General features: G+C 35.7%; 22 protein-coding genes, 1 pseudogene and 1 riboswitch. Of the genes and pseudogenes, 13 read left to right on the top strand and 10 right to left on the bottom strand.

The window, feature by feature from the left end; translation table 11 throughout:
* Positions 1 to 2 precede the first annotated feature (2 nt).
* The 9 genes and pseudogenes from MKY81_RS11015 to MKY81_RS11055 all read left to right on the top strand — a co-directional run bounded on the left by MKY81_RS11015 (position 3) and on the right by MKY81_RS11055 (position 7969).
* Positions 3 to 956, top strand: a complete 954-nt coding sequence (locus MKY81_RS11015) for an ABC transporter permease (protein ID WP_066233802.1) — start codon at positions 3 to 5, stop codon at positions 954 to 956.
* A gap of 4 nt (positions 957 to 960) precedes the next feature.
* Entirely contained in the window at positions 961 to 1971 is a 1011-nt protein-coding gene (locus MKY81_RS11020) for an ABC transporter ATP-binding protein (protein ID WP_066233805.1), read from the top strand.
* Between the two features lie 35 nt (positions 1972 to 2006).
* Complete coding sequence (locus MKY81_RS11025) at positions 2007 to 3644, top strand: peptide ABC transporter substrate-binding protein (protein ID WP_066233809.1); 1638 nt, start codon at positions 2007 to 2009, stop codon at positions 3642 to 3644.
* 176 nt (positions 3645 to 3820) lie between these two features.
* Positions 3821 to 4723, top strand: coding sequence for a C40 family peptidase (locus MKY81_RS11030; protein ID WP_107920791.1), 903 nt, complete (start codon positions 3821 to 3823; stop codon positions 4721 to 4723).
* 15 nt (positions 4724 to 4738) lie between these two features.
* Positions 4739 to 5746, top strand: a complete 1008-nt coding sequence (locus MKY81_RS11035) for an ABC transporter ATP-binding protein (RefSeq protein ID WP_108071897.1) — start codon at positions 4739 to 4741, stop codon at positions 5744 to 5746.
* A gap of 2 nt (positions 5747 to 5748) precedes the next feature.
* Positions 5749 to 6537, top strand: coding sequence for a serine hydrolase (locus MKY81_RS11040; RefSeq protein WP_181294649.1), 789 nt, complete (start codon positions 5749 to 5751; stop codon positions 6535 to 6537).
* A 171-nt stretch (positions 6538 to 6708) separates the two neighbouring features.
* Positions 6709 to 7353 (top strand): GDSL-type esterase/lipase family protein, encoded by a 645-nt coding sequence (locus MKY81_RS11045; RefSeq protein WP_108071894.1) that lies wholly within the window; start codon positions 6709 to 6711, stop codon positions 7351 to 7353.
* An 85-nt stretch (positions 7354 to 7438) separates the two neighbouring features.
* Positions 7439 to 7516, top strand: a pseudogene (locus MKY81_RS21125) (YjcZ family sporulation protein); the annotation flags it as partial.
* 201 nt (positions 7517 to 7717) lie between these two features.
* Complete coding sequence (locus tag MKY81_RS11055) at positions 7718 to 7969, top strand: hypothetical protein (RefSeq protein ID WP_108071892.1); 252 nt, start codon at positions 7718 to 7720, stop codon at positions 7967 to 7969.
* A gap of 62 nt (positions 7970 to 8031) precedes the next feature.
* Here the strand turns inward: MKY81_RS11055 and MKY81_RS11060 are convergent, their stop codons facing one another.
* Positions 8032 to 9138, bottom strand: coding sequence for an ATP-binding protein (locus MKY81_RS11060; RefSeq protein WP_108071890.1), 1107 nt, complete (start codon positions 9136 to 9138; stop codon positions 8032 to 8034).
* Between the two features lie 210 nt (positions 9139 to 9348).
* A riboswitch (TPP riboswitch) is annotated at positions 9349 to 9453 on the top strand.
* 135 nt (positions 9454 to 9588) lie between these two features.
* On the opposite strand from MKY81_RS11060, the gene thiT reads away from it, so the two are divergent.
* Entirely contained in the window at positions 9589 to 10164 is a 576-nt protein-coding gene (thiT, locus tag MKY81_RS11065) for an energy-coupled thiamine transporter ThiT (protein ID WP_066234203.1), read from the top strand.
* Between the two features lie 100 nt (positions 10165 to 10264).
* On the opposite strand, the gene MKY81_RS11070 is transcribed toward thiT, so the two are convergent.
* A complete protein-coding gene (locus MKY81_RS11070) occupies positions 10265 to 11839 on the bottom strand; it encodes an IS1182 family transposase (protein WP_341116784.1) in 1575 nt (524 codons plus the stop codon).
* A 161-nt stretch (positions 11840 to 12000) separates the two neighbouring features.
* Positions 12001 to 12516 (bottom strand): universal stress protein, encoded by a 516-nt coding sequence (locus tag MKY81_RS11075; protein WP_165797667.1) that lies wholly within the window; start codon positions 12514 to 12516, stop codon positions 12001 to 12003.
* Between the two features lie 192 nt (positions 12517 to 12708).
* Between MKY81_RS11075 and MKY81_RS11080 the strand changes: the two genes are divergently transcribed.
* Together MKY81_RS11080 and fumC are read left to right on the top strand one after the other, a co-directional pair.
* Positions 12709 to 14784 carry a PBP1A family penicillin-binding protein gene (locus tag MKY81_RS11080; protein WP_108071888.1) on the top strand — a complete coding sequence of 692 codons (2076 nt, stop codon included), beginning with the start codon at positions 12709 to 12711 and terminating at the stop codon, positions 14782 to 14784.
* A 148-nt stretch (positions 14785 to 14932) separates the two neighbouring features.
* Positions 14933 to 16324 (top strand): class II fumarate hydratase, encoded by a 1392-nt coding sequence (fumC, locus tag MKY81_RS11085; protein WP_341117798.1) that lies wholly within the window; start codon positions 14933 to 14935, stop codon positions 16322 to 16324.
* A gap of 70 nt (positions 16325 to 16394) precedes the next feature.
* On the opposite strand, the gene MKY81_RS11090 is transcribed toward fumC, so the two are convergent.
* Entirely contained in the window at positions 16395 to 16604 is a 210-nt protein-coding gene (locus MKY81_RS11090) for an alpha/beta-type small acid-soluble spore protein (protein ID WP_066233841.1), read from the bottom strand.
* Positions 16605 to 16781: 177 nt separating this feature from the next.
* Between MKY81_RS11090 and MKY81_RS11095 the strand changes: the two genes are divergently transcribed.
* A complete protein-coding gene (locus MKY81_RS11095; protein ID WP_235598353.1) occupies positions 16782 to 17120 on the top strand; it encodes a hypothetical protein in 339 nt (112 codons plus the stop codon).
* A gap of 242 nt (positions 17121 to 17362) precedes the next feature.
* Here the strand turns inward: MKY81_RS11095 and MKY81_RS11100 are convergent, their stop codons facing one another.
* The 6 genes from MKY81_RS11100 to MKY81_RS11125 form a co-directional block, all read right to left on the bottom strand.
* Positions 17363 to 18463, bottom strand: coding sequence for an ABC transporter ATP-binding protein (locus tag MKY81_RS11100; RefSeq protein WP_107920516.1), 1101 nt, complete (start codon positions 18461 to 18463; stop codon positions 17363 to 17365).
* A gap of 111 nt (positions 18464 to 18574) precedes the next feature.
* Complete coding sequence (locus tag MKY81_RS11105; RefSeq protein WP_066233848.1) at positions 18575 to 19480, bottom strand: PucR family transcriptional regulator; 906 nt, start codon at positions 19478 to 19480, stop codon at positions 18575 to 18577.
* A 211-nt stretch (positions 19481 to 19691) separates the two neighbouring features.
* Positions 19692 to 19883 carry a hypothetical protein gene (locus MKY81_RS11110; protein ID WP_108071884.1) on the bottom strand — a complete coding sequence of 64 codons (192 nt, stop codon included), beginning with the start codon at positions 19881 to 19883 and terminating at the stop codon, positions 19692 to 19694.
* Between the two features lie 88 nt (positions 19884 to 19971).
* A complete protein-coding gene (locus tag MKY81_RS11115) occupies positions 19972 to 20190 on the bottom strand; it encodes a YheE family protein (protein WP_066233854.1) in 219 nt (72 codons plus the stop codon).
* 84 nt (positions 20191 to 20274) lie between these two features.
* Entirely contained in the window at positions 20275 to 21462 is a 1188-nt protein-coding gene (locus MKY81_RS11120; protein WP_108071881.1) for a YheC/YheD family endospore coat-associated protein, read from the bottom strand.
* Positions 21459 to 22820 carry a YheC/YheD family endospore coat-associated protein gene (locus MKY81_RS11125; protein WP_108071879.1) on the bottom strand — a complete coding sequence of 454 codons (1362 nt, stop codon included), beginning with the start codon at positions 22818 to 22820 and terminating at the stop codon, positions 21459 to 21461. Before MKY81_RS11125 ends, MKY81_RS11120 begins: the two co-directional genes overlap by 4 nt.
* Between the last annotated feature and the right edge of the window lie 13 nt (positions 22821 to 22833).

Raw genomic sequence — 22833 nt, forward strand, 5'->3', positions numbered from 1 at the left:
GAGTGGGCGCTTTAAAACAAGAGGATCAGCAAATTAGTCCCAATATTCCAACCGAATGGTTCGTTCCAATAAATAAGAAAAATGGCGAAGCCGAAGCTGTTGTCCGCCCAAGTATTTCATATTGGCAAGATGTATGGAGAAGATTATTGAAAAATAAATTAGCGATGTTTGGGCTAATCATATTTATTCTTTTAATCATCATGGCGATTATTGGTCCGATGTTTTCTCCACAAAATGTAACAAAGGTCACACTCAAAGACCAAAATCTCGCTCCTTCATCCACACATTGGTTCGGGACGGATAATTTGGGGAGAGATGTTTTTACAAGGACTTGGTATGGAGCGAGAATTTCCTTGTTTGTAGGGGTAATGGCAGCCCTGATCGATTTCATCATTGGGGTCATTTATGGAGGAATAGCCGGATATAAAGGTGGAAAAGTCGATCATTATATGATGCGAGTTGTTGAAGTATTATATGGACTGCCATATTTGTTAGTCGTCATTTTGCTAATGGTAGTTATGGGTCCGGGATTGAAAACGATCATTGTCGCTTTATCAGTTACTGGATGGGTCGGTATGGCAAGGATTGTTCGCGGACAAGTGTTGCAAATCAAAAATTATGAGTATGTATTAGCTTCCAAAACCTTTGGAACGAAAACAGCACGAATTATCCGCAAAAATTTATTGCCTAACACGATGGGAACGATTATCGTTCAAATGACATTAACCGTTCCAAGCGCCATTTTCGCAGAAGCTTTTTTAAGCTTTATTGGCCTTGGGATACAAGCACCTTTTGCCAGTTGGGGAGTGATGGCAAATGATGGCTTACCGGCCATTTTATCTGGTCATTGGTGGACATTATTTTTTCCAGCATTCTTCATTTCATTAACAATGTTTGCTTTTAACGTTCTAGGTGATGGCTTACAGGATGCGCTAGATCCGAAGCTAAGGAGGTAGAATGATGGAAAACGTCCTGGAAATTCAGAATTTGCACGTATCATTTTCAACCTATGGAGGAACCGTTCAAGCTGTAAGAGGTGTTCACTTAGAATTGAAAAAAGGAGAAATATTGGCGATCGTTGGTGAGTCCGGATGCGGAAAAAGTGTAACATCACAAAGCATTATCGGGTTAATTCCTAAATCGTCAGGAAAAATAACTGATGGATCGATCATTTATAAAAATAAGGATTTAACTAAGATGAGTGAAAAAAGCTTACGATCGATTCGCGGAGCAGAAATTTCAATGATCTTTCAAGACCCAATGACAGCATTGAATCCCACTTTAACGATTGGCGATCAGTTAATTGAGTCGATTCGACAGCATCAGGATATATCAAAAACAGAAGCGACTAAAAAAGTTCTTTCTATCCTTCATTTAGTCGGTATTTCAAACCCGAAAGAAAGGCTAAAGCAATACCCGCATCAATTCAGCGGCGGGATGCGGCAACGTATAGTTATTGCTATGGCTTTAATCTGCGAACCTGAAATTATTATCGCTGATGAACCGACAACCGCTTTGGATGTAACAATCCAAGCTCAAATATTTGAGTTATTTAAAGAGATTCAAGAGAAAACGGGCGTATCTATCATTTTGATTACTCATGATTTAGGTGTAGTTGCACAAGTTGCTGACAGAATCGCAGTTATGTACGCCGGCAAAATTGTTGAAACAGGAACGAGAAAAGAAATTTTTTACAAACCTAAGCATCCATATACAAAAGGACTATTAAGTTCTGTTCCGAGACTTGATTTAGAAGATGAGGAATTAGTCCCAATACCGGGATCACCTCCTGATCTGTTTGCACCGCCAATCGGATGTCCTTTCACAGCAAGATGCGCGTTTGCGATGGAAGTATGTGAAAAAGTTTATCCTAATACGTACAGTTTTTCGGCTAATCATCATGTTAGTTGCTGGCTGCAAGATGAAAGAGCAAGACACCATTTGATTTCGACTATGGGCCAGAGCTCATAGATGAAATAATATTAAAGAATTTAAGGGGGAGTATGATGAAGAAGCTTATCGGTACATTAATGACGCTTTTCCTCGTTTTTTCTTTAGCAGCATGTACCACTTCAAAAGAAGCTGGGAAAGAGGAGGAGAAAGACACAAACAAGAACGATAATAAAGATAAAAAAGTGGAACAAGTTTTACGACTAAACAATGGGGCAGAACCTACCTCATTTGATCCACCAATGGGATTTGATTCGTATTCATGGAGTTCTTTAAACAACTTAATGGAAGGGTTAACAAGATTAGGTCAGGATCATAATCCAGAAGCAGCGACAGCGGAGAAATGGGATGTTAGTAAGGATGGAAAAACGTATACATTCCATATTCGTGAAAATGCAAAATGGTCGAACGGGGATCCAGTTACAGCAGGAGATTTCGAATATGCATGGAAACGCCTTCTTGACCCTAAAACAGGTTCACCAGCAGCATTTTTAGGATATTTTATTGAAGGTGGAGAAGCTTTTAATACCGGCAAAGGTTCAAAGGACGATGTCAAAGTAAAAGCAGTGGATGAAAAAACATTTGAAGTTGTGTTGACTAGTCCTCAAGCATATTTCTTAAGTGTCATTGCTAATCCGGCATTTTTCCCAATTAATCAAAAGGTCGCTGAAGCCAATCCAAAATGGTTTGCGGAAAGCAATACCTTTGTTGCGAATGGTCCATTTAAATTAACGAAATGGGAACATGATAGTAATATGGAAATGGCCAAAAATGAAAACTATTGGGATGCAGCGAATGTTAAATTAGACAAAGTAACATGGGCAATGGTGAATGATCCTACGACAGAATATCAAATGTATCAAAATGACGAATTAGATACTTCTGCTATTCCAGCTGAAGCAAGTGAACAAATATTTAAAGAAGGTAAGGAACAAATTGAAGATCAAGCGGGAACGTATTTTTATCGTTTCAATTTAAAACTAGAGCCGTTCCAAAATGTTAATATTCGAAAAGCGTTTGCAATGGCAATCGATCAGCAACAAATCGTTGATTTCGTCACTAAAAATAAAGAAAAACCTGCACATGGTTTCGTTTCAAATGGGTTTAACCAACCAGATGGAAAAGACTTCCGTGAAGCGGGTGGCGATTTAATTAAATTTGACGCAAAAGAAGCAAAAGCACTATTAGAAAAAGGAATGAAGGAGGAAGGCTATAAGAAACTTCCGGCAATTACGCTCACTTATAGCACAAGTCCTGACCACCAAAAGATCGCTGAAACAATACAAGCGATGATTAAAGAAAATTTAGGCGTAGATATTAAACTAGCAAATATGGAATGGAATGTGTTCCAAGAAGAACAGAAGAAATTTAAATTCCAGTTATCAAGAAGTTCATTCCTAGCTGATTATGCTGATCCAATTAACTTCTTAGAAAACTTCCAAACCGGACATACGATGAATCGAACAGCTTGGAGCAATAAAAAATTTGATCAACTAATTAAAGATGCAAAGAACGAAGCAGACGAAACGAAACGCTTCGAAATGATGCATGAAGCGGAAAAAATCCTATTTGATGAAATGCCAATTATCCCAATTCATTTCTACAACCAAGTGACATTACAAAAAGACAATGTAAAAGGCATTGTTCGTCACCCAGTTGGCTACTTAGAATTAAAATGGGCATATATTGAGTAGAAGCAAGTGCCTGTAGCGGAAAGGAACGGTCAATGTTCAGCTCGCGAAACACAATTTTACGAAAACAACCATTGAATAAATGGAGTGGTAGATTATTGAAACTTGGAAGAAACCTTATCATGCGTATCAGTTGATAAGGTTTTTTCCTCAAATTAAGCAAACCTACGGAGGGGAATATGGAACTATATCAAATAAATGTAGCAGTTGCAACATTATGGACATCGAAAGATTCAGCGAGAAAAATAGATGTGGATGCCATTACAAATCCAGTAGATATCCCAAAATGGCTAAATTCATTAACTTATGAAACAAAGCTAGATCTATGCAATGACAACCTTGTGCAATCTCAAGTTCTACTAGGTGAAGAAGCTCAAGTAATAGAGATTGACGGTGATTGGGCATTCTGTGTTATTCCAAGTCAATCAAGTAAGAAGGATGATCGCGGCTACCCCGGATGGATTCCGTTGAACCAATTAAGAAAAAAAGAAGAGGAAGAAAATAATTACGATCAAGTAGCCGTTGTTTGCCAACCTACTGCCACCCTTTACGAAAAACCTGGTAACAAGTGGATGGAAGTCAGTTATCAAACGAAATTACCAATAGTGGAAACACTAGAGGAATATAGTAAAGTTAAAGTTCCCTCAGGCTATGCTTATTTGAAAAACGAAGATATTCATATTTTTAAAATAAATGAGGCTCCTAGACAGAATGGGGAATTCATTATTCGTGAAGCGGAAAAATTTATCGGACTCCCGTATCTTTGGGGAGGGATGAGTGGATTTGGTTTTGATTGTTCCGGATTCAGCTATACAATGTGTAACGCTGCCGGCTATATAATTGCAAGAGATGCACATGAGCAAGCAGATGGAGGCATAGATGTAGATCTTCAACAAATTCAACCGGGAGATTTATTATTTTTCGCTTATGAAGAAGGAAAAGGACATATTCATCACGTCGCTATTTATTACGGAGAAGGGGAAATGATTCATTCACCGAATACGGGAAAATCAATCGTAATAGAAGAAATAGCCGGAACATACGAGAAAGAACTTTGTGCAGCACGTCGCTATTGGATCTAGTTTGGGGGTATACATATGGAGAGAAACAAAGTTTTAGAAATTAATCATGTAAAGAAGCATTTTGAAGTAGGAAAAGGAGCACGGTTAAAAGCAGTTGATAATGTTAGTTTTCATATAAATGAAGGCGAAACCTTCGGACTAGTTGGAGAATCCGGCTGCGGAAAGTCAACAACTGGAAGATTAATAATGAGGTTATATCAACCAACTGAAGGTGAAGTTTTATATAAAGGGAAAAATATTCACCTATTAAATAAAAGTGAACAGCTTGCCTTCAATCGAAAAATACAAATGATTTTTCAAGATCCATATGCATCGTTAAACCCACGCTCAACAGTCCAAGAGATTATTTCCGAGCCAATGGAAGTGCATGGGTTATTTAAAAATAAAGAAGAACGACGTCAAAGGGTTTATGAACTTTTAGAGGATGTCGGTTTAAATCGTGAGCATGCAAATCGCTACCCTCATGAATTTAGTGGGGGGCAACGCCAACGCATAGGTATTGCAAGATCTTTAGCGCTAGATCCGGAGTTTATTATTGCCGATGAACCGATTTCCGCTTTAGATGTTTCCGTTCAAGCTCAAGTTGTAAATCTATTAAAAAAGCTTCAGAAAGAGAAAAAGCTTACTTTCCTATTCATTGCCCATGATTTATCAATGGTCAAGCATATTAGTGATCGCATAGGTGTCATGTATCTTGGACATTTAGTTGAATTAACAAGTAGCAGTAATTTATATAAAAATCCACTTCATCCATATACGCAGGCATTACTTTCAGCCATCCCAATACCCGACCCGGAAATTGAAGATAAGCGTGAAAGAATTATTTTAAAAGGAGAAATACCAAGTCCAATAAATCCTCCGAGTGGGTGTGTATTTAGAACGAGATGTCCCGCAGCAAGTGATATATGCCAATCGAAAATTCCGGAGTGGAGAGAAATAGAAGAAGAACATTTTGTCGCTTGTCACTTATACAATAATCACCCCGGAATGAATAAAGAAGCACTACTTACGAAGGGATCATGATAATGAGAAGTGTAGCAAGCTTAAGAAAACAAATCGATGGGATTATCGAACAATCGTTAGGCATTGTAAGCATAGTCGTAGAAATAAACGAAGAGACGATAATTAGTAAAAATAGTAAACGCGAAATGTCTTCTGCTAGCTTAATAAAAATTCCGATTATTATGGCTGCATTTCAGCAAGCGGAGTTAGGGAAAATTGATTTAGAAGAGAAAATAGAGGTGAAACCTGAGCATAAAGTGGGAGGATCAGGTGTTATTCAATATTTAACAGAAGGAACTCTTTTATCCGTTAAAGACCTTTTGACATTAATGATTATCGTTTCGGATAATACGGCAACAAATATGATGATTGATCTAGTCGGTCAGGAAACGATTAATTATTTTAATAAACAAATAGGATGCAATCATACAAGACTAGAAAGAAGATTAATGGATTATGTGGCCAGGGATATGGGGCTAGATAATGTTACTTCTGCATCCGATATGGTAATATTCCTAAAAGAAATCGTGGAAAATCAATTCCTTACTTCAAAGAGTACGTATGAAATATTGAATATCCTTTCTGGACAGCAATTTCAAGATAAATTACCTGCAATGATGGATTCGGATCATGTATTTGTTGCTAATAAAACAGGGGAAATTCCCGGTGTTGAACATGATGTTGCAATTATTAGGCATAATGACGATCAAGTATTTATGGCAGTATTAATCGATCAATTAGAAAATCAGTATGAGGGAAAACAAATTATTGCTCGGACCGGCAAGGCTGTATATGACTATTTAATTCAATAACAATACAGGAATAGTGTATCATTTTATGATACACTATTTTATTTCGTAATTTTCTAAATTGTTTTCTCGTTTATAGACGAAAGCCCATTTTTAATATGGACAGTTACCACATATAAAGAGCTGAATAAATATAAATAAGGATTTATCTTTTGATGGGTAGGGAGGGGTGACATGAGATATCTCGCGATCGGTGACGGACTATGTGCAGGGCATGGTGCACCATTTTTATCTCCAAGTTTTGTACATCGACATGCACGTCTTGCAGAACGGAATTTAAGAGAAAGGGTGTTTGTTACAAATGTAGCAGCGGCAAATAATCATGCCAATGATATCCTCCAATCATTGAGTGATCCAAATATAATGAGAAGCATTAAACAAAGTGACATGATTGTTTTATCTGCCGGACACCAAGATTTACAAACAGCAAAGAAAAAATATGATGAAACGGGCAATGAAGAAGAGTTTATTCATGAGTCAAGAAAATGTAGAAGTACAATTGATGACATCATTCGTGGGATACGCGATTTGAAAGAGGAACAAGAAGATAACTACATGCTTATTATTCTCGGTTTGCACAATCCGTATCCTAATGATCCTTTAGCAGATAAATGGGTACAGCGTATAAATCGCTATATTGAATGTAGGGCAAATCGACGATGTTTAAAAACGATAAATCTCCAGCAACATTTACAAGATAAATTGGACAATTGGTGTACTAGTGACAATTTATATCCAAACCATTTAGGACATATTGAAATTGCAAATCGGCTACATGAAATTGGCTATGACTCTATTAGAGGAGAACAAGATGGATAAATTCACTTGAAAAGGAGGTGAGAAGCTTATGTGGTATGGCGGTTGTGGTTATCCAGTAGGTGGATATGGCTACGGTGTCGGCTGGGGTGCAGGCCGAGGATTTGCATTAATCGTAGTATTGTTCATCTTACTTATCATTGTAGGAGCAGCATATGTTTATTAGGTTAAAATAAAGAAGTCCGGTCTTTTTTAAGACTGGACTTTTCCTATTTTAAGAAAAGAAAAACATTTGCTTGTCGGGGCTGACCAAGGCGCTTTCGCTTTTCTATATATAATCAAACGTTTAACCTACTCCATTGTCCCACTCCAATTAAGTGACTTGACCATAAAATGGTGTGGAAGGATATTTGGAGGTGAATAGTACATGTCTGCTTCACATTACCATATTTGTTCAAGAAATATTGGAAAGCCCGTTGAAATAAGAACGCGTGATGGAAGAGTGCACAGAGGAATCATTCATCGAGTTGATAATCGAATGGTTTATTTACGCCCACTCCCACAAAGGAATTATGGAGGATACGGTTATGGTTGGGGTTGGGGCTGGGGCGGCTTTGGCTGGGGTGTCGCACTTGGTGCCATAGTTGGCTTAGCGCTTCTTCCTTGGTTTTTCTGGTAGGCCGTTGTCTTTTGAAAAAGACTCCTATTTTAAAGGGAGTCTTTTTCAACGAATACATCCTTTTATAATATTGGAAAGATTATTGTAAAAGTTGTCCAATCGTCATTAGATTGACAAGTTAAAGTTCCACCGTGTTTTTCAAGTATATTTTTGGAAACATACAAACCAAGCCCTGTTCCGCTCTTCTTCGTTGTAACGAAAGGCTCGAAAATAGTGTCAACCATTTCTTCCGGTATTTTTGGTCCGTTATTACTTATGTCTATAATAACGGAGTTTTCAGTAATATCCAATTCAATTTGGATAATCGGATTCTTCACGCTTTTCAGTACATCAACCGCATTAAAAATAATATTAATAAGTACCTGTCTTATTTCATCTTTAAAGCCATGAATGCTAATTTCATGCAAATAATGTTTTTGGATATCAACATTTACTTCTAAAATACGAGGATACAAAAAGGATAAGACTTCTTCAATTAAATCATTTAATGAAAAAGAGGTCATTTCAATTGACACAATTTCTTTTTTTGATAGCATAAGAAATTGAGAGATATTAAATTTTAATTGCTCAATTTCGTTAGAGATAATATCCAAATAAGGCAATTGTGGATTTTCAGAACGCAATAATTGCACAAATCCATGAATAGAAGTTAATGGATTACGAAATTCATGAACGAAGCTAGATGTCATTTGTCCTAAAAGTGTTAAACGTTCATGATGTGTTGTATTTATGTATTCATTTTTTTTATCAATGATTTGATCTTTAACATTTGAATAATATGTAACAACATAAAACAATAATTTGTCAAAAGCATAATTAATTTTGTCAATATAGGCATTGACATCGTTTACATTTAAATAATTATTGTATAAAAACTTAGTAGTTATTGATTTACCAATACTTAAATTATATGTAACTTCACCTAAATCAATATTTTGATCAAGTTTTTCTTTAGCAAAGTTAGATGCAAGGGATTTTAAAAAGTGCTCCAATTTTTCCTTCGATATTGACAATGATTGAATAAGAAAATCATGACAAGTATCTTTATTGAAAAATTTGGATTTTAAAGGATTTGACTTGGAGTTTATCAATTGTTCATTCCAAATCGCAACAATTTTATCAATATTTTTATCAAAAAATGCAACGATATCTTGTCTAAGCGGTATCATTTTTTTCACCTCCCTTTTCTTCAAAATAACAATTAGCAAAAATTTCTTCATCTAAAATATATCAAAATATTTAAATAATACCAAGTTAAAGTTATATAAATGTACTTATAGTTTCATAAAATAGCATATAAATATCTTTAAGAATATGGATAAATCAGTTGTAAACGGTATTAAAAAATAGTATAGTTAATTAGTATTATTAAATAAATATAATCCCACAAGGGGAGCCTAAATCGGCTGAGAGTGAACGTATGAGTTCTGACCCTATGAACCTGTTAGATAATGCTAGCGCAGGGACTGTGGTTTGATGGAATAGAAAGCAATGCAGCGATTTCCTTAAACCGTCCTGTATTGCTTTTTTTGTGTAAAAAACGCAATACAGTTGTTTTTACATTCCCTCCGAGCCTTCATAGTCACTCTTCAGACGAAAAGAAAGGAAGGGAATATAAGATGAATAAAAAAACATTGTTTTTAGTAGAAGTTGCTGTTCTCGGAGCACTTGCTTACTTGCTTGACCTTGTTTCAGCATTTATTTGTAAGGCTATTTGGCCAGAAGGCGGATCCGTTTCATTAGCTATGATACCGATATTTTTAATGGCTTATCGTTGGGGCTTAAAAGGCGGGTTGTTAACTGGATTTATATTAGGTACGCTACAAGTTGTAACAGGATTTTCAGTATTTTATCATCCGGTACAAGGGATTGTCGACTATTTTGTCGCCTTTACAGTGATTGGTTTAGCAGGTATTTTTGCAAAGCAAATCAAAACATCTATAGAAAATGGAAATATCGGAAAATGGACTACATACACTGTCTTAGGTGTTTTTCTTGGTAGTTTATTACGTTTCCTTGCCCATTTCTACACAGGTATTGTCTTTTTCGGTTCGTATGCACCGAAAGGACAACCGGTTGCATTATATTCATTGATTTATAATGGAACATATATGTCGATCAATTTTGTCTTAAGCTCAGTACTTGTTGTCATGATCTTATTTATTGCTCCAAGACTTGTCCAAATCAAAAAATAAAGTTAAAGAGGCTGGGACATAACTAGCTTCAATTAGTGAAAAAGGTGAATTTGAGTGTACTCAAATTCACCTTTTTCTTTTTTTGCGTGTAATTCTTCTATTATCTTAGTTGTTGGGCAGTGTATTTTCTTAAATTCACTGCCATTAATGCAAAGCCCATTTCATTTTCTACCTTTGATTTTCCTCGTACGGAAAATCGTGTGAAACGCAAATTAGCCTTCAAGAATCCAAAAACTGGTTCCACATCGATTTTGCGTTTTCGATAGATGGCACTCGTTTTCTCTTCTGAAAGCTTCGCTCTTACATATTCTTTTTGTTGTTCCCATTTTTCATTCACCATTCGTTTTCGATTGTTGCCTTCTTTTGCTTTGGTACAGGAGGGGCGGAACGGGCAGCCCAAACAGTCTTCGCACTCATAGATTTTAAACTTCCGTTGGAATCCTGTACGATCAGTACGGACAGAATAATCGTGAAATGTAAGATGTTTCTGGTTTGGACATGTATAGGTATCTGTTTCTTCATCGTACGGCCAGTTGTCTGGATTGAATAGGTTTTGTTTGTAGGTTTTCTTTTTTTCCTTCATATACAGCGTATAAGGAATAAGTGCTTCACGTTTTCTGTTCAAAAGGATATCATTATAATTTTCTTCACTACCATAACTTGCATCTGTGACGATGTGTTCCGGTAACTCGAAATAATCCTGCTCAATCTCATCTAGAAAGGGAATTAACGTACGTGTGTCTGTTGGGTTTGAGAATAATCCATAGGCAAGCGCATATTGACCTTCCGTTGCGATTTGTGTATTATAACCAGCCTTCAATTGTCCATTTTTCATATAATCATCTTTCATTCGCATAAATGTCGCATCTGGATCTGTTTTAGAATAGCTATTACGTGTACCAAAGATTTCAAGGTCTCGTTGGTATTTCTGTTTTCGTACGATAAAATCAATCAACTGTTTACGCACTTTTTTCGGATATTTGCGTTCATTTCTTAAAGCTTTTCGTTCTGGAACATCCGATGATGCTTCAATTTGTTTATCATACTCGTTTACGACATCATCCACTTTTTGAACCAATTGAGCGAGCTCTTCCAATGATAACTGTTCATCGCTTTCACGTTCGATTTCAGGTATGATTTCATTCTCAAGAAGCTCATCATATAGCTGGTTTGACTTTTCAATTAAACTTTGATGATACTTCTCAATCGACTTCTTCCAGACAAACGTAAATTTATTTGCATTCGCTTCAATCTTTGTACCATCGATAAAAATTGCTTCTTGATCGATCAGTTTTTCTTCAATTAATTGGCAACGGAATTGGACGAAACATTGGCGAATTAAATTTTTCACTTCTGGTTGAACACGGAATCGGTTGATTGTTCGGTAGCTTGGTTCATGCCCTTGAGCTAGCCACATCATACGGATACTGTCTTTTAATAGGGCTTCAATTTTTCGCCCTGAAAAAACAGATTGCGTGTAGGCACATAAGATAATTTTAAGCATCATGCGTGGATGGTAGGCAGGACAGCCATCATTTCTCTGAAATGGTTCGAACGCTTCATGAGGGATACTTTCAACTAAATGATGAACATGGAAGGCAATATCATTTTTTTGTAACTTTACTTCTAAATCTAAAGGCAAAACTAATTGATTCATGGTATAATTTTTAAACATAAGGATCCTTCTTTCTGATTTTATTTGGTGTGGTAACTTAATTTTATCAGAAGTGGTCCTTATTTTATTGTAAAAAAACCAAAAGCCGGTGAAAATTTACTTGTCGTAAATTTCCACCGGCTTTTTCATCTCAGAGGTGGGTTATGTCCCAGCCCCTTTAATTACTTAACGACTAGCACATCTTTAGTTGTATTTTTAATAATATTTTCCTCCGTGCTGCCTAGAAAAATCCGCTTGAAAATCCCTTCTTCACTTTGACCTACGACAATTAAGTCTATTTGATTGGAATTCGCGTATTCACATATATTGTCGGATGTCTTTCCATAAAGCGTATCAAAATGAAAAGAGATTCCTCTAGATTGTAAAATCTCCGTGACTTCCGCTCGAAGATCGGGGTCATCATCCTGTATAAAATGTTTTGTATTTTCTTGAATTGAATGTTCAAGTGGAAGGTGTGTGACATATACACCACCATCTGAACGCGGGATCGCAGTATATCCTGACTTGCCTAAACTATCTTCAGGTAGTGGCGTGTCTATCGAATAAGTCGTTCCATTTATTACTTGGACAACACTTAATTGGCATTCTTGATTTAATAAATATAAATCCGCTGCTATTTCCAATGCTTTTCTACTGCCGTCTGAGTCATCAAAGCAAACTAAAATATGTTTATACATATTCATCAGCTCCTATTTATATTACTTCTTATATACCCTTTATTCAGTGCAAATAACAAACAAACGAATGACTTATATTACAAAAACATTACAAAGTAAAATAATTTTCATTGATTTTTCTTACCTAACATAATATGCTTTACGTTAGAAATAGGTAGTATCAATTTTAACTAATTGAAGGCAGGGAAAAGTATGGAATGGTTACAGCGATTTCGTGGAGCTGTAAAGAAATTTTGGAAAAAGGCACATATGAATCAAATAATTATTCTAGGAGGATCAGTAACCCTATTAGCGTTTCTTGCCTTTTTTGGATATTTTGCAGCAACGGCAAATGTTGAGTCTTTGAAAAAGGGCTTAGCACAATCGACTGTTATTTACGATAAAGACGGAGATGTCGCAAGCAAAATTTCCGCAAACCGAACAGAAGGCGTCTCGATTAAAAAAATGCCCCAACATTTAAAAGATGCAATTGTTGCTATTGAAGACCATCGTTTTTACCAACATGGTGGATTCGATGTGAAAGGAATAACGAGCGCACTCTTTAAAAATATAACTGCCGGCGGGATAACAGCGGGCGGAAGTACAATTACCCAACAGCTAACGAAAAATGCTTTGCTATCGGATGAAAGAACATTTAAACGGAAAATCGAAGAATTATTTTTAGCCATTGAAATTGAAAAAAAATACACTAAAGACGATATTTTAGAAATGTATTTAAATCAAGTTTATTTTGGACATGGTGCATGGGGAGTTCAAAAAGCGGCCCAACGATATTTTGGTAAAGATGTAGAAGATATTAATCTTAGTGAAGCCGCTGCACTTGCTGGAATTGTAAATGCGCCATCTGCACTTGATCCTTATTATCATATGGATCGAACGATTAAGCGCAGAAATGTCGTTCTTGGGGCAATGAAACAATATGGCTACATCACGAAAAAACAATTCGACGACGCTAAAAAGGAACAATTAGTTCTTAATGATCAACAGAAAGATCCAATGAAAGGTAAATATCCTTATTATGTTGATGCGGTATTAGCAGAAGCAACTGAGAAATTCGGATTGACGCAAGATGAGATTATGACGCGTGGCTATCGAATTTATACAGAAATGGACCAAAATATCCAATCTGCATTGGAAAATGTATATAACAATAATTATAACTTTCCTCAAGGAAGAGGAGGACAGATCGTCCAAAGCGGGTCAATACTACTTGATCCAAAAACCGGTGGGATTCGTGGGTTAGTCGGCGGTAGAGGGGAAAAGGTTTTTCGAGGATTTAATCGCGCGACACAATTAAAACGATCACCCGGATCGACCTTTAAACCTTTAGCGGTGTATACACCAGCTTTAGAGGAAGGATACAAGCCTGATTCAATGTTAAAGGATGAAAAAATGACATTTGGTCATAATTATTCACCGAAAAATTATAATGGCCAATATCAAGGTGAAGTACCAATGTATAAAGCGATCGAAAACTCGATTAATATTCCGGCCGTTTGGTTATTAAATGAGATTGGTATTGATAAAGGAATGGATGCCGTTAAGAGATTCGGTATTCCATTAACAGATAAAGATCGAAATTTAAGCATTGCACTTGGAGGTTTAAGAAAAGGGGTATCCCCTTTACAAATGGCAGAAGCATATTCGGCTTTCGCCAATGAAGGAAAACGTGAAGATGGGCATATCATTACTAAAATTGTTGGACCAACAGGGAAAATCATTGTTGAAAGAAAACCGAAAGTAACAAAAGTTACGGATAAGAAAACGGCCAATGAAATGACATCAATGCTTTTAAACGTGATGGAAACTGGGACAGGTAAAGGTGCTAATGTTTCAGGTTATCAAATTGCCGGTAAGACGGGATCAACACAAGTTCCTTTTAATAATATTGACGGAACGGCTGACCAATGGTTTGTCGGTTATACCCCTAATCTTGTCGGTGCTGTTTGGATCGGCTATGATAAAACCGATCGGGAGCATTATTTATATGGGTTAAGTGCACAAGGCGTGGTTCCCGTTTTTCAATCAATTATGCAAAATACGTTAAAATACACGAAAGCAGAAAAATTTGAAACGGAATCGATCAATAGCCAAATGCAAAAAAAATATGAGTCAGACCACCCGTTTAAAACAAAAGCAAAAGAACTAAATGAAAAGTTGAAACAAGGTACAGAAAAACTCAAAGAAAAACTAGAAGATGGAAAAAGCAAATGGAAAATCCTCGAAGAGAAAATAAAAGATAAACTGAAACAATTCAAAGGAGAATAACCTCCAAACTTATTAATTAGCAGTTCCTTTTTGGAATTGCTTTTTTATTTTTTAAAAAAAGTACATAATGATGAGAGTAATGCATTAAGCATGAAGATTTTTTGAATTTATGGGAAAATAAAAGTATATTGAGATAAGGAGTGGTAAAATGCAATTCCGAATCGAAAAAGATACACTTGGTGAAATGAAAGTCCCTGTTGACAAATATTGGGGAGCACAAACACAGCGAAGCAAAGAAAACTTTAAAATTGGCTCAGAAAAAATGCCAATGGAGGTCATTCGAGCCTTTGTACAATTAAAAAAAGCTGCAGCAGTTGCCAATCATAATTTAGGAAAGCTATCGGATGCGAAGAAACAGGCAATAGTAGAAGCTTGTGACGAGGTGTTAGAAGGTCGTTTCGATGATCATTTTCCGCTTGTTGTTTGGCAAACAGGAAGTGGAACCCAATCGAATATGAACGTAAATGAAGTAATTGCTAGAAGGGCAAATGAGATCTTACAAAAAAATGAATCGAAGGAACATATTCATCCAAATGATGATATCAATATGTCCCAAAGTTCAAACGATACCTTTCCAACTGCAATGCATATTGCAGCATATAGTGTCATTCAAGAAAAACTAATACCAGCAATAAATAAATTAACAGACACATTTTTACAAAAAGAAAATGAATTTATGGACATGATTAAAATAGGTCGAACACATTTACAAGATGCAACACCTTTAACACTTGGTCAAGAAATTAGCGGTTGGAGGGCAATGCTGGAAAAAAGTGAAAAAATGATTCATGAAAGTGCTGAACATCTATTAAATTTGGCAATAGGCGGTACTGCTGTTGGTACCGGAATTAATGCGGATCCTACTTTTGGTGAGAAAGTTGCACAGGAATTAAAGAACCTAACAGGATTTCCTTTCCGTTCATCTAATAATAAATTTCATGCGTTGACTAGTCATGATGAAATTGTTCATGTCCATGGAACATTGAAGGCTTTAGCAGCAGATGCGATGAAAATTGCCAATGATGTGAGATGGCTTGCAAGTGGTCCAAGGAGTGGAATAGGCGAGATTAGCATCCCGGCAAATGAACCAGGAAGCTCAATCATGCCAGGAAAAGTTAACCCTACACAAAGTGAAGCATTAACAATGGTTGCAACACAAGTATTTGGTAATGATGCTGCGATTGGTTTTGCTGCAAGTCAGGGGAATTTTGAGCTAAACGTCTTTAAACCGGTGATTATATACAATTTCCTGCAATCCGTTAATTTATTAGCTGATAGTCTTATTTCATTTAATAAAAACTGCGCTGTTGGTATTGAACCAAATAAAGAGGTTATCGAAGAAAATGTTAATCGCTCTTTAATGCTCGTAACTGCATTAAATCCTTATATTGGCTATGAGAAAGCGGCTGAAATAGCAAAACTTGCTTTTAAAGAAGGTTCGACCCTGAAGGAAGCGGCGATAAAAACTGGATATGTTACCGAAGAACAGTACGACCAATGGATTGATCCGAAAAAAATGGTGAATTTGAAGAATAAATAATAGGAAAGGAGACACAAATTTGTGTCTCCTTTCAATCCATTATATTTAGTTAAATGTGACAATAAATTGATTAACGTTGAGAGAATCCGCCGCCAAGTTGTTGTTCAGCCATTTGAACTAAGCGTTTTGTGATTTCTCCCCCTACAGATCCGTTAGCGCGAGAAGTTGTGTCTGCACCAAGGTTTACACCAAATTCTTGAGCAATTTCATATTTCATTTGATCAATTGCTTGTTGCGCTCCTGGAGCTACTAATTGGTTTGAGTTGTTGTTGTTTGCCATGATTTAAGTCCTCCTCGTTGTTTTTTTATGGTTGGGTTAGCTGGAATTGCACCAGCAACACTGTTAAAGTGTTCCTCTATTGGAGTAACCCATTGATAGAAGTGGATGTTACTTGCTTTGTACTAAGTATTATGTTTTTTTAAAACTAAAATATACAACCTTGTAAACAGGTAATTTTTGCCGAAATTAACTAAGAAAGAAAAGAATATTATTATCCATTATTCACAAACTCATATAAAGAAGATTCAATTTAAAGATGGTGATGAAATGGATTGGGATTGGTGTCCACTTTGTAATGGAGTAAACGATGAACGTTTATTATGTCCGGCATGTGATGGACGGATGCTGGATCAAGGAAGAATCTATGATTATTACGATGATTATAGCCCCTATATGGATATTGATTTAATCAAGTTAGCGGATGGAGTACCAAATAGTTCAAAGCGGAATGAATGTGTTCATTTATTTAAATGTAGTAATTGTGGGGTTGATTTACCAAAAAAGATTACTTATTAAAAGCTATGTTTAACTAGAATGTTGATTTCCGCTGCAGGTACTCGCTTTTTCGCGGTTCTGCGATGAGCCTCCTCATCGCTTCGCTCCCTGCAGGGTCTCATCTGTCCAGCTAATCCCGCAGGAGTCTCGCACCTTCCGCTCCAATCAACATTATGATATCAAAACTGAACTTTACCAAAGCATAATAAAAAGCAATCGGAAACCCGATTGCCTTCTAAAACAAATTTTAGCAGACTAGAACTCTATCCAATTCTTTCCTCTGTATCTGGGTTAAAGAAATGCCCTTTATTCATATCGAAGGCAAAGTCAAGTTTGTCGCCAGGTTTAATGTCAGATCGCGAATCAACACGAGAAATAAATTCTTGTCCACCGAGTTGAGAGTATAACATCGTTTCTGCACCGGTTAATTCAGAAACATCAATCGTTGTCGTAAATTTAGTACCAGGTGATGAGTTGATAAATAATGGTTCGTCATGGATATCTTCCGGACGTATACCGAAAATAATATTTTTCCCAACAAGGTTTTGTTCACGTAACACCTTCATTTTTCCATCAGGTATTGCGAATTTTAATGTTTCGTTTATTGTAAAATGCCCATCTTCAATTTTACCATTAAAGAAGTTCATTGCTGGTGAGCCAATAAATCCTGCAACAAATACATTTTTTGGATGATCATACACTTCTTTTGGTGTACCAACTTGTTGAATGACTCCATCTTTCATAACGACAATTCTTGTCGCCATTGTCATTGCCTCTGTTTGGTCATGAGTTACATAAATCGTCGTTGGCTGTAAGCGTTGATGCAGCTTAGCGATTTCCGCTCGCATTTGAACACGAAGCTTTGCATCGAGATTGGAAAGTGGTTCATCCATTAAGAAAACTTTCGGATCCCTGACAATTGCTCGTCCAAGTGCAACACGTTGTCTTTGTCCACCGGATAATGCTTTCGGTTTGCGCTTTAAATACTCTTCAAGTCCAAGAATTTTCGCAGCTTCTTTGACACGTTTATCGATTTCAGGTTTTGGAACCTTTCTTAGCTTAAGGCCAAACGCCATATTATCATAGACAGTCATATGTGGGTATAATGCGTAGTTTTGGAATACCATGGCAATATCGCGGTCTTTCGGTGGAACATCATTCACACGCTTGCCATCAATATAAAAATCACCTTTTGATATTTCCTCTAAGCCTGCAATCATTCGAAGAGTAGTTGATTTACCGCAACCGGAAGGACCAACAAAGACGATAAATTCTTTATCCTGGATATGAAGATTGAAATCAGTTACAGCGGTTACTTTATTATCGTAAATTTTATAAACATGTTCTAATTTAATTTCAGCCATTAATAGAACCTCCTCTATTTCTTACTACCAATAATAAAGAAAGCCCTTACAAATAGGTATGGTCAGCCTGCACAAAAAAGGAGGCCAGAATATTGTGCAACCTGTAATCGTTCATTGGAGATATTCAAAGTCAATGCAAGCAAGATAAACGATTAAGACATTTGGAAAGGATTTTAAATCAAACCCTGTTTTTTCAACAAATTTATCGATACGATATTGTAAACTATTCCGATGTAAAAATAACTGTTTTGCGGTCAAACTAGCATTTGAATTATTTTCTATGTACAGTTTGATTGTTCTTCGCAATTCCTTATCCTCTTTAAAAATTTCAAATATTGAGGCAAAAAAAGATGCACGAAGCTTATTGGGAGTATTTTTTAATAAATATAATGGCAAAACATTTGTAAGCGAAAAAATTCGCTCCCTTGTCATTTCTTTATGTGCAAAACGAAAAAACGATTGCTCTAATTGAAACATTGATTTTAAATCGTATATTGAATAAAAGCCGCCTAGGTAAAAATGAATAGCAAAAAAGAAATCACTTTCTAATGTTTTGATCGATGTTTGCAATTCTTGTAGAGAGAGGATGTAAGCTTTTTTTTCTTCAATAATGATTCCTTCCTTTTCAGAAGAAAACACAATGGCTACTTCATGGGGAAACAGTGCCTTTATTGCTTCTTCCCAGCTTTTTACATCTAGAGTTTCTTCAGATTGTGAAATGGAAAATTGAATGATTCGAAAGGATTTTTTTACATCTTCATCCGGTAAAGCGGGATGATCATTAAATAAATAGTCAAACCATTTTTTTGATTGGCAGGACGTATTTAAATCTATCCGGTTGTGAGTAGTTGGAAATAGTGCTTTTAATAGTTCTATTTCTGATGGTGTTATTTCGTTTAAAGGGATGCCGAAATATTTTTGATCCTCATCAATAAAAAACCAAATCATATTAGAAAGATTTGTAGGAGACGTTTTTATTTCAGCGTTTGGATAGCGTATTTTTAATTTTTTAAGCATATACAATTCCTTCTTTTGTCTTTACTTAAATTTATTTTATAAAACTTGCTGAATTCAATCAATTTTTTTACTTTGGAAGAAATTCTTAAAAATGATTTCTTCTTAAACAAAATTAAAAGCGCAAAGTGAGTGAAAGGTGAGTGAAAGTGTCTATTGTTCATTCAAAAACATCCTAAAAAAGGCCACCTAAAAGGCAGCCTTTATTATGAAATTATTCAATTTCTTTTGGTGGATCTTCTGGAAAGAAATCGACCGCTTCTTCTATATTGGTTGAATCGGCACGCATGTGGACGGATCCGCCGGACATGCCTTCATTCACCATGCGATCGACATCTAAGTAAAAGTTATCTTTGCCTTCATAATGTGTATCCGGAAGAAATTCTGCATCCTTTTTCTTATCCATGTATGGTCTCCTCCTAAAATAGCGTATTTACACTATTTTAGTTTGGCAATTTGAGGTTCATAACATGCAGGAGTATGTTTGGTAATAATTAACGATTATCATAAACATGATAAAGCATCAGCTCGTGAATTTGTTTTTTTACATTTTTTTCTGTTTCGGTATCGAAAGAATATGAACTTGTCCATTCTATTTTTCCATCTGGATGATAGACGCCTTCATGTTTTTCCTTTTGATGATAAAAGCTAATATACCAACCAGGTAACTGTTGATTCTTATATAGTGATTTATATTGAAAATGCTGGATCATGGGACCTTTACCCTCCAAATGATAAATGTTAAGTATATTATAACTTATTTAAATAATGGATAAAGAAAAAACTGACCCTATTAGTCAGTTGAAAATCGTTTGATTATAAAAAATTTGTATGAGATTTTTTATTCTCTTTTTTTCAATATCCTCTTCATCAAAGGACATTGGTTTTGAATTGACCTCATAAATCCATAACTTTCCACTTTGATCTCTGCCCATATCAATTGTGAACTCGGCGAAGTTTCCGTATTCTTTCGATAAAGTTTTTCCACATTCTTGAATAATCCAATGGAACACTTTTTCTAATGATTTTTTTTTGACCTTTTCATAAGGAAAGATGGATCCACCCTTTGATAAATGAGTCGTTATCTTTCCTGCTTCAGCTACTCTTATGCCAACTCCTGTTAGTTGATATTCATCATTAACATAATGGCTTAAGATCCGATAATCATATTTATTTTCAGAGATTTTTGCACTTTCGATATCAACTTGAGCAATATATGAATTTTTTTGAATTGCCTTTTCGATAAAGCTCCACAATTCTATAAAGGATGAAAAAGTATAGGTCTTTTTTGCATTTTTACAAATAAAGGTTGCGTCTTCCTCTCTTTTAATATGAAAAATTCCTTTTCCTTGGGAGCGAATGGTTGGTTTTAAATAAATAATTGAATATGCCTCTAAAAATTCTAATAAATCCTCTTTTTCCTTAATCAGTCGGGTGGAAGGTAATAATGGATGGAGTAAAGGATTTTTTGAAAACAACTGATACATCGAATATTTATCAATAAAAGACGGATTAAAGAAAAAAATTTGATGATGATTCAGTTTGTTTGTATGATTAATAAATTGCTCGGACTTTTCATCGCTTCTTGCAGATAATCGATTATAAATAATATTCGGATAGGGGAAGGAGGCTTTAAACCATGAGTTTTCCTCCTCAACAAAAAATGTTCCATCTATAAACTGTTCATTGCAATCTTCCATAGTATAGATAAACGAGAGCCCGCCACAAAGCTGTAGTTGCTTTTGAATACTAATAAATACGTCTTTACTCCCGATAACATCTCCATCTTTTGTTTTACTAGTCAAAATTCCAACAAGCGGTCCGATCCTGCATCCATTTTTTTTTACATTTATTTTTACGAGTGATGAGTCTGTTTTCTCAGCTGAAAGTGGAAGTAATTCATCAAACATCCCCCAAAATAATGGTGAATTCGCCTTTTTATTATGAAAAAAAACCCCTCTCTTTTTATCGAAATAAATATTCATACTGATAATTCCTTATATTTATTTAAAAATTTCTCTGTTAAAAAAATAGAGTAGGAAAGGGTCAATTTTCTTGTTAAAAAATCGAATTCTCTAAGGTTTGGATGCGAGAAGATTGATCTGCCAGGTTTCGAGTTTGCCTCAAAGAGCCAAACGTTTCCTTTTGTATCAATGCCAAAATCAAACCCAATTTCGCCAATAATTCCATCTAAATGTTTTTCAATTGAATTTGCTATATCGAGTGCAGCATATTCAAGTTTCTTTTTGTATTTTATTTGTTCCTCTTTATCTTTGAAAACTTCTTCAATTGTTTTGATTTCACCACCATTTTTAACATGGGTAGTTGGGCTTCCAAGTCCGGCAACTTTAGCAGCAATTGCAGTTATTTTCCAATTCCCATGTTCATTTTTATTCGCATGTACGCGAAAATCAATTGGCCGATTGTTTTCTCTTAATAAGGATATTCCTTGCTGTACAATCATCCGATCTAAATTTTTATTAGCAAATACATGATTAATTAGTGATTCCAATGTTTGGAATTTTAATAAATGATTTTTTGAATCATGGTACCGGCAATAATACGCATTCTTCATTTTATCAAAAATGATTTGGTGGACCCCTAAGCCTAAACTTCCATTCATTGGCTTGATATAAATATGGCCGTATTTAGATAGCATCCTTTCGATTTGATCGAAAGAAATAAATGGCGCTGTTTCTGGTAAGTATAATAATGCTTTTCGGTCATTAAATAAGCGTTCATATACGTCTAATTTATTAAAGAATCCGGGATTGTACCATGGAATAAAATTCTCTTTTTCTAATTTATCCTTAACCTTCATAGATGTTTTCAACTTTTCACTTCTTCTATTCGGAAGTCGATCATAAATTACATTTGGAAAAGGAACGGTCATTTGCGTCCACCCCTCCTTCGTAAAGAAAAATCCTTTTATTAATTTTTGATTCCAATCAATATGTTCTTGGCCAAAAAGAAAGGGCACGACGCCGACGGAGGAATGCATCGATAATAGTTTAGAAAATACGGCAGAGCGTTCTCCAATTGGTTTTACCGGGAAATTAGTGAACCCGGATGAGAAAATCCCTATTAATGGGCCGATGACAAGACGTATATCATTTTCAAAAAGTGTGATTGTTGAAATAAATGTAGGAAGATAAAGTTGTTTTGCTAAAGCGCTGCTAATCGAAATAATGTTTCTGCCATTTGGCTGCTTTTTACAAATCGCTTTAACCACTTTTGATCCAAAAGAGATTTCATGGTGAGTATCGATTGTTGTAAAACCTGTAGGATAATAACAAACAAAGTCCTTTTGTTCAAAAAATTCAATTTTATATCGCTTAGGCATTTGGAACACCCCG

The organism is Heyndrickxia sp. FSL W8-0423 (genome assembly GCF_038009395.1).
Classification (GTDB): Bacteria; Bacillota; Bacilli; order Bacillales; family Bacillaceae_C; genus Heyndrickxia; species Heyndrickxia sporothermodurans.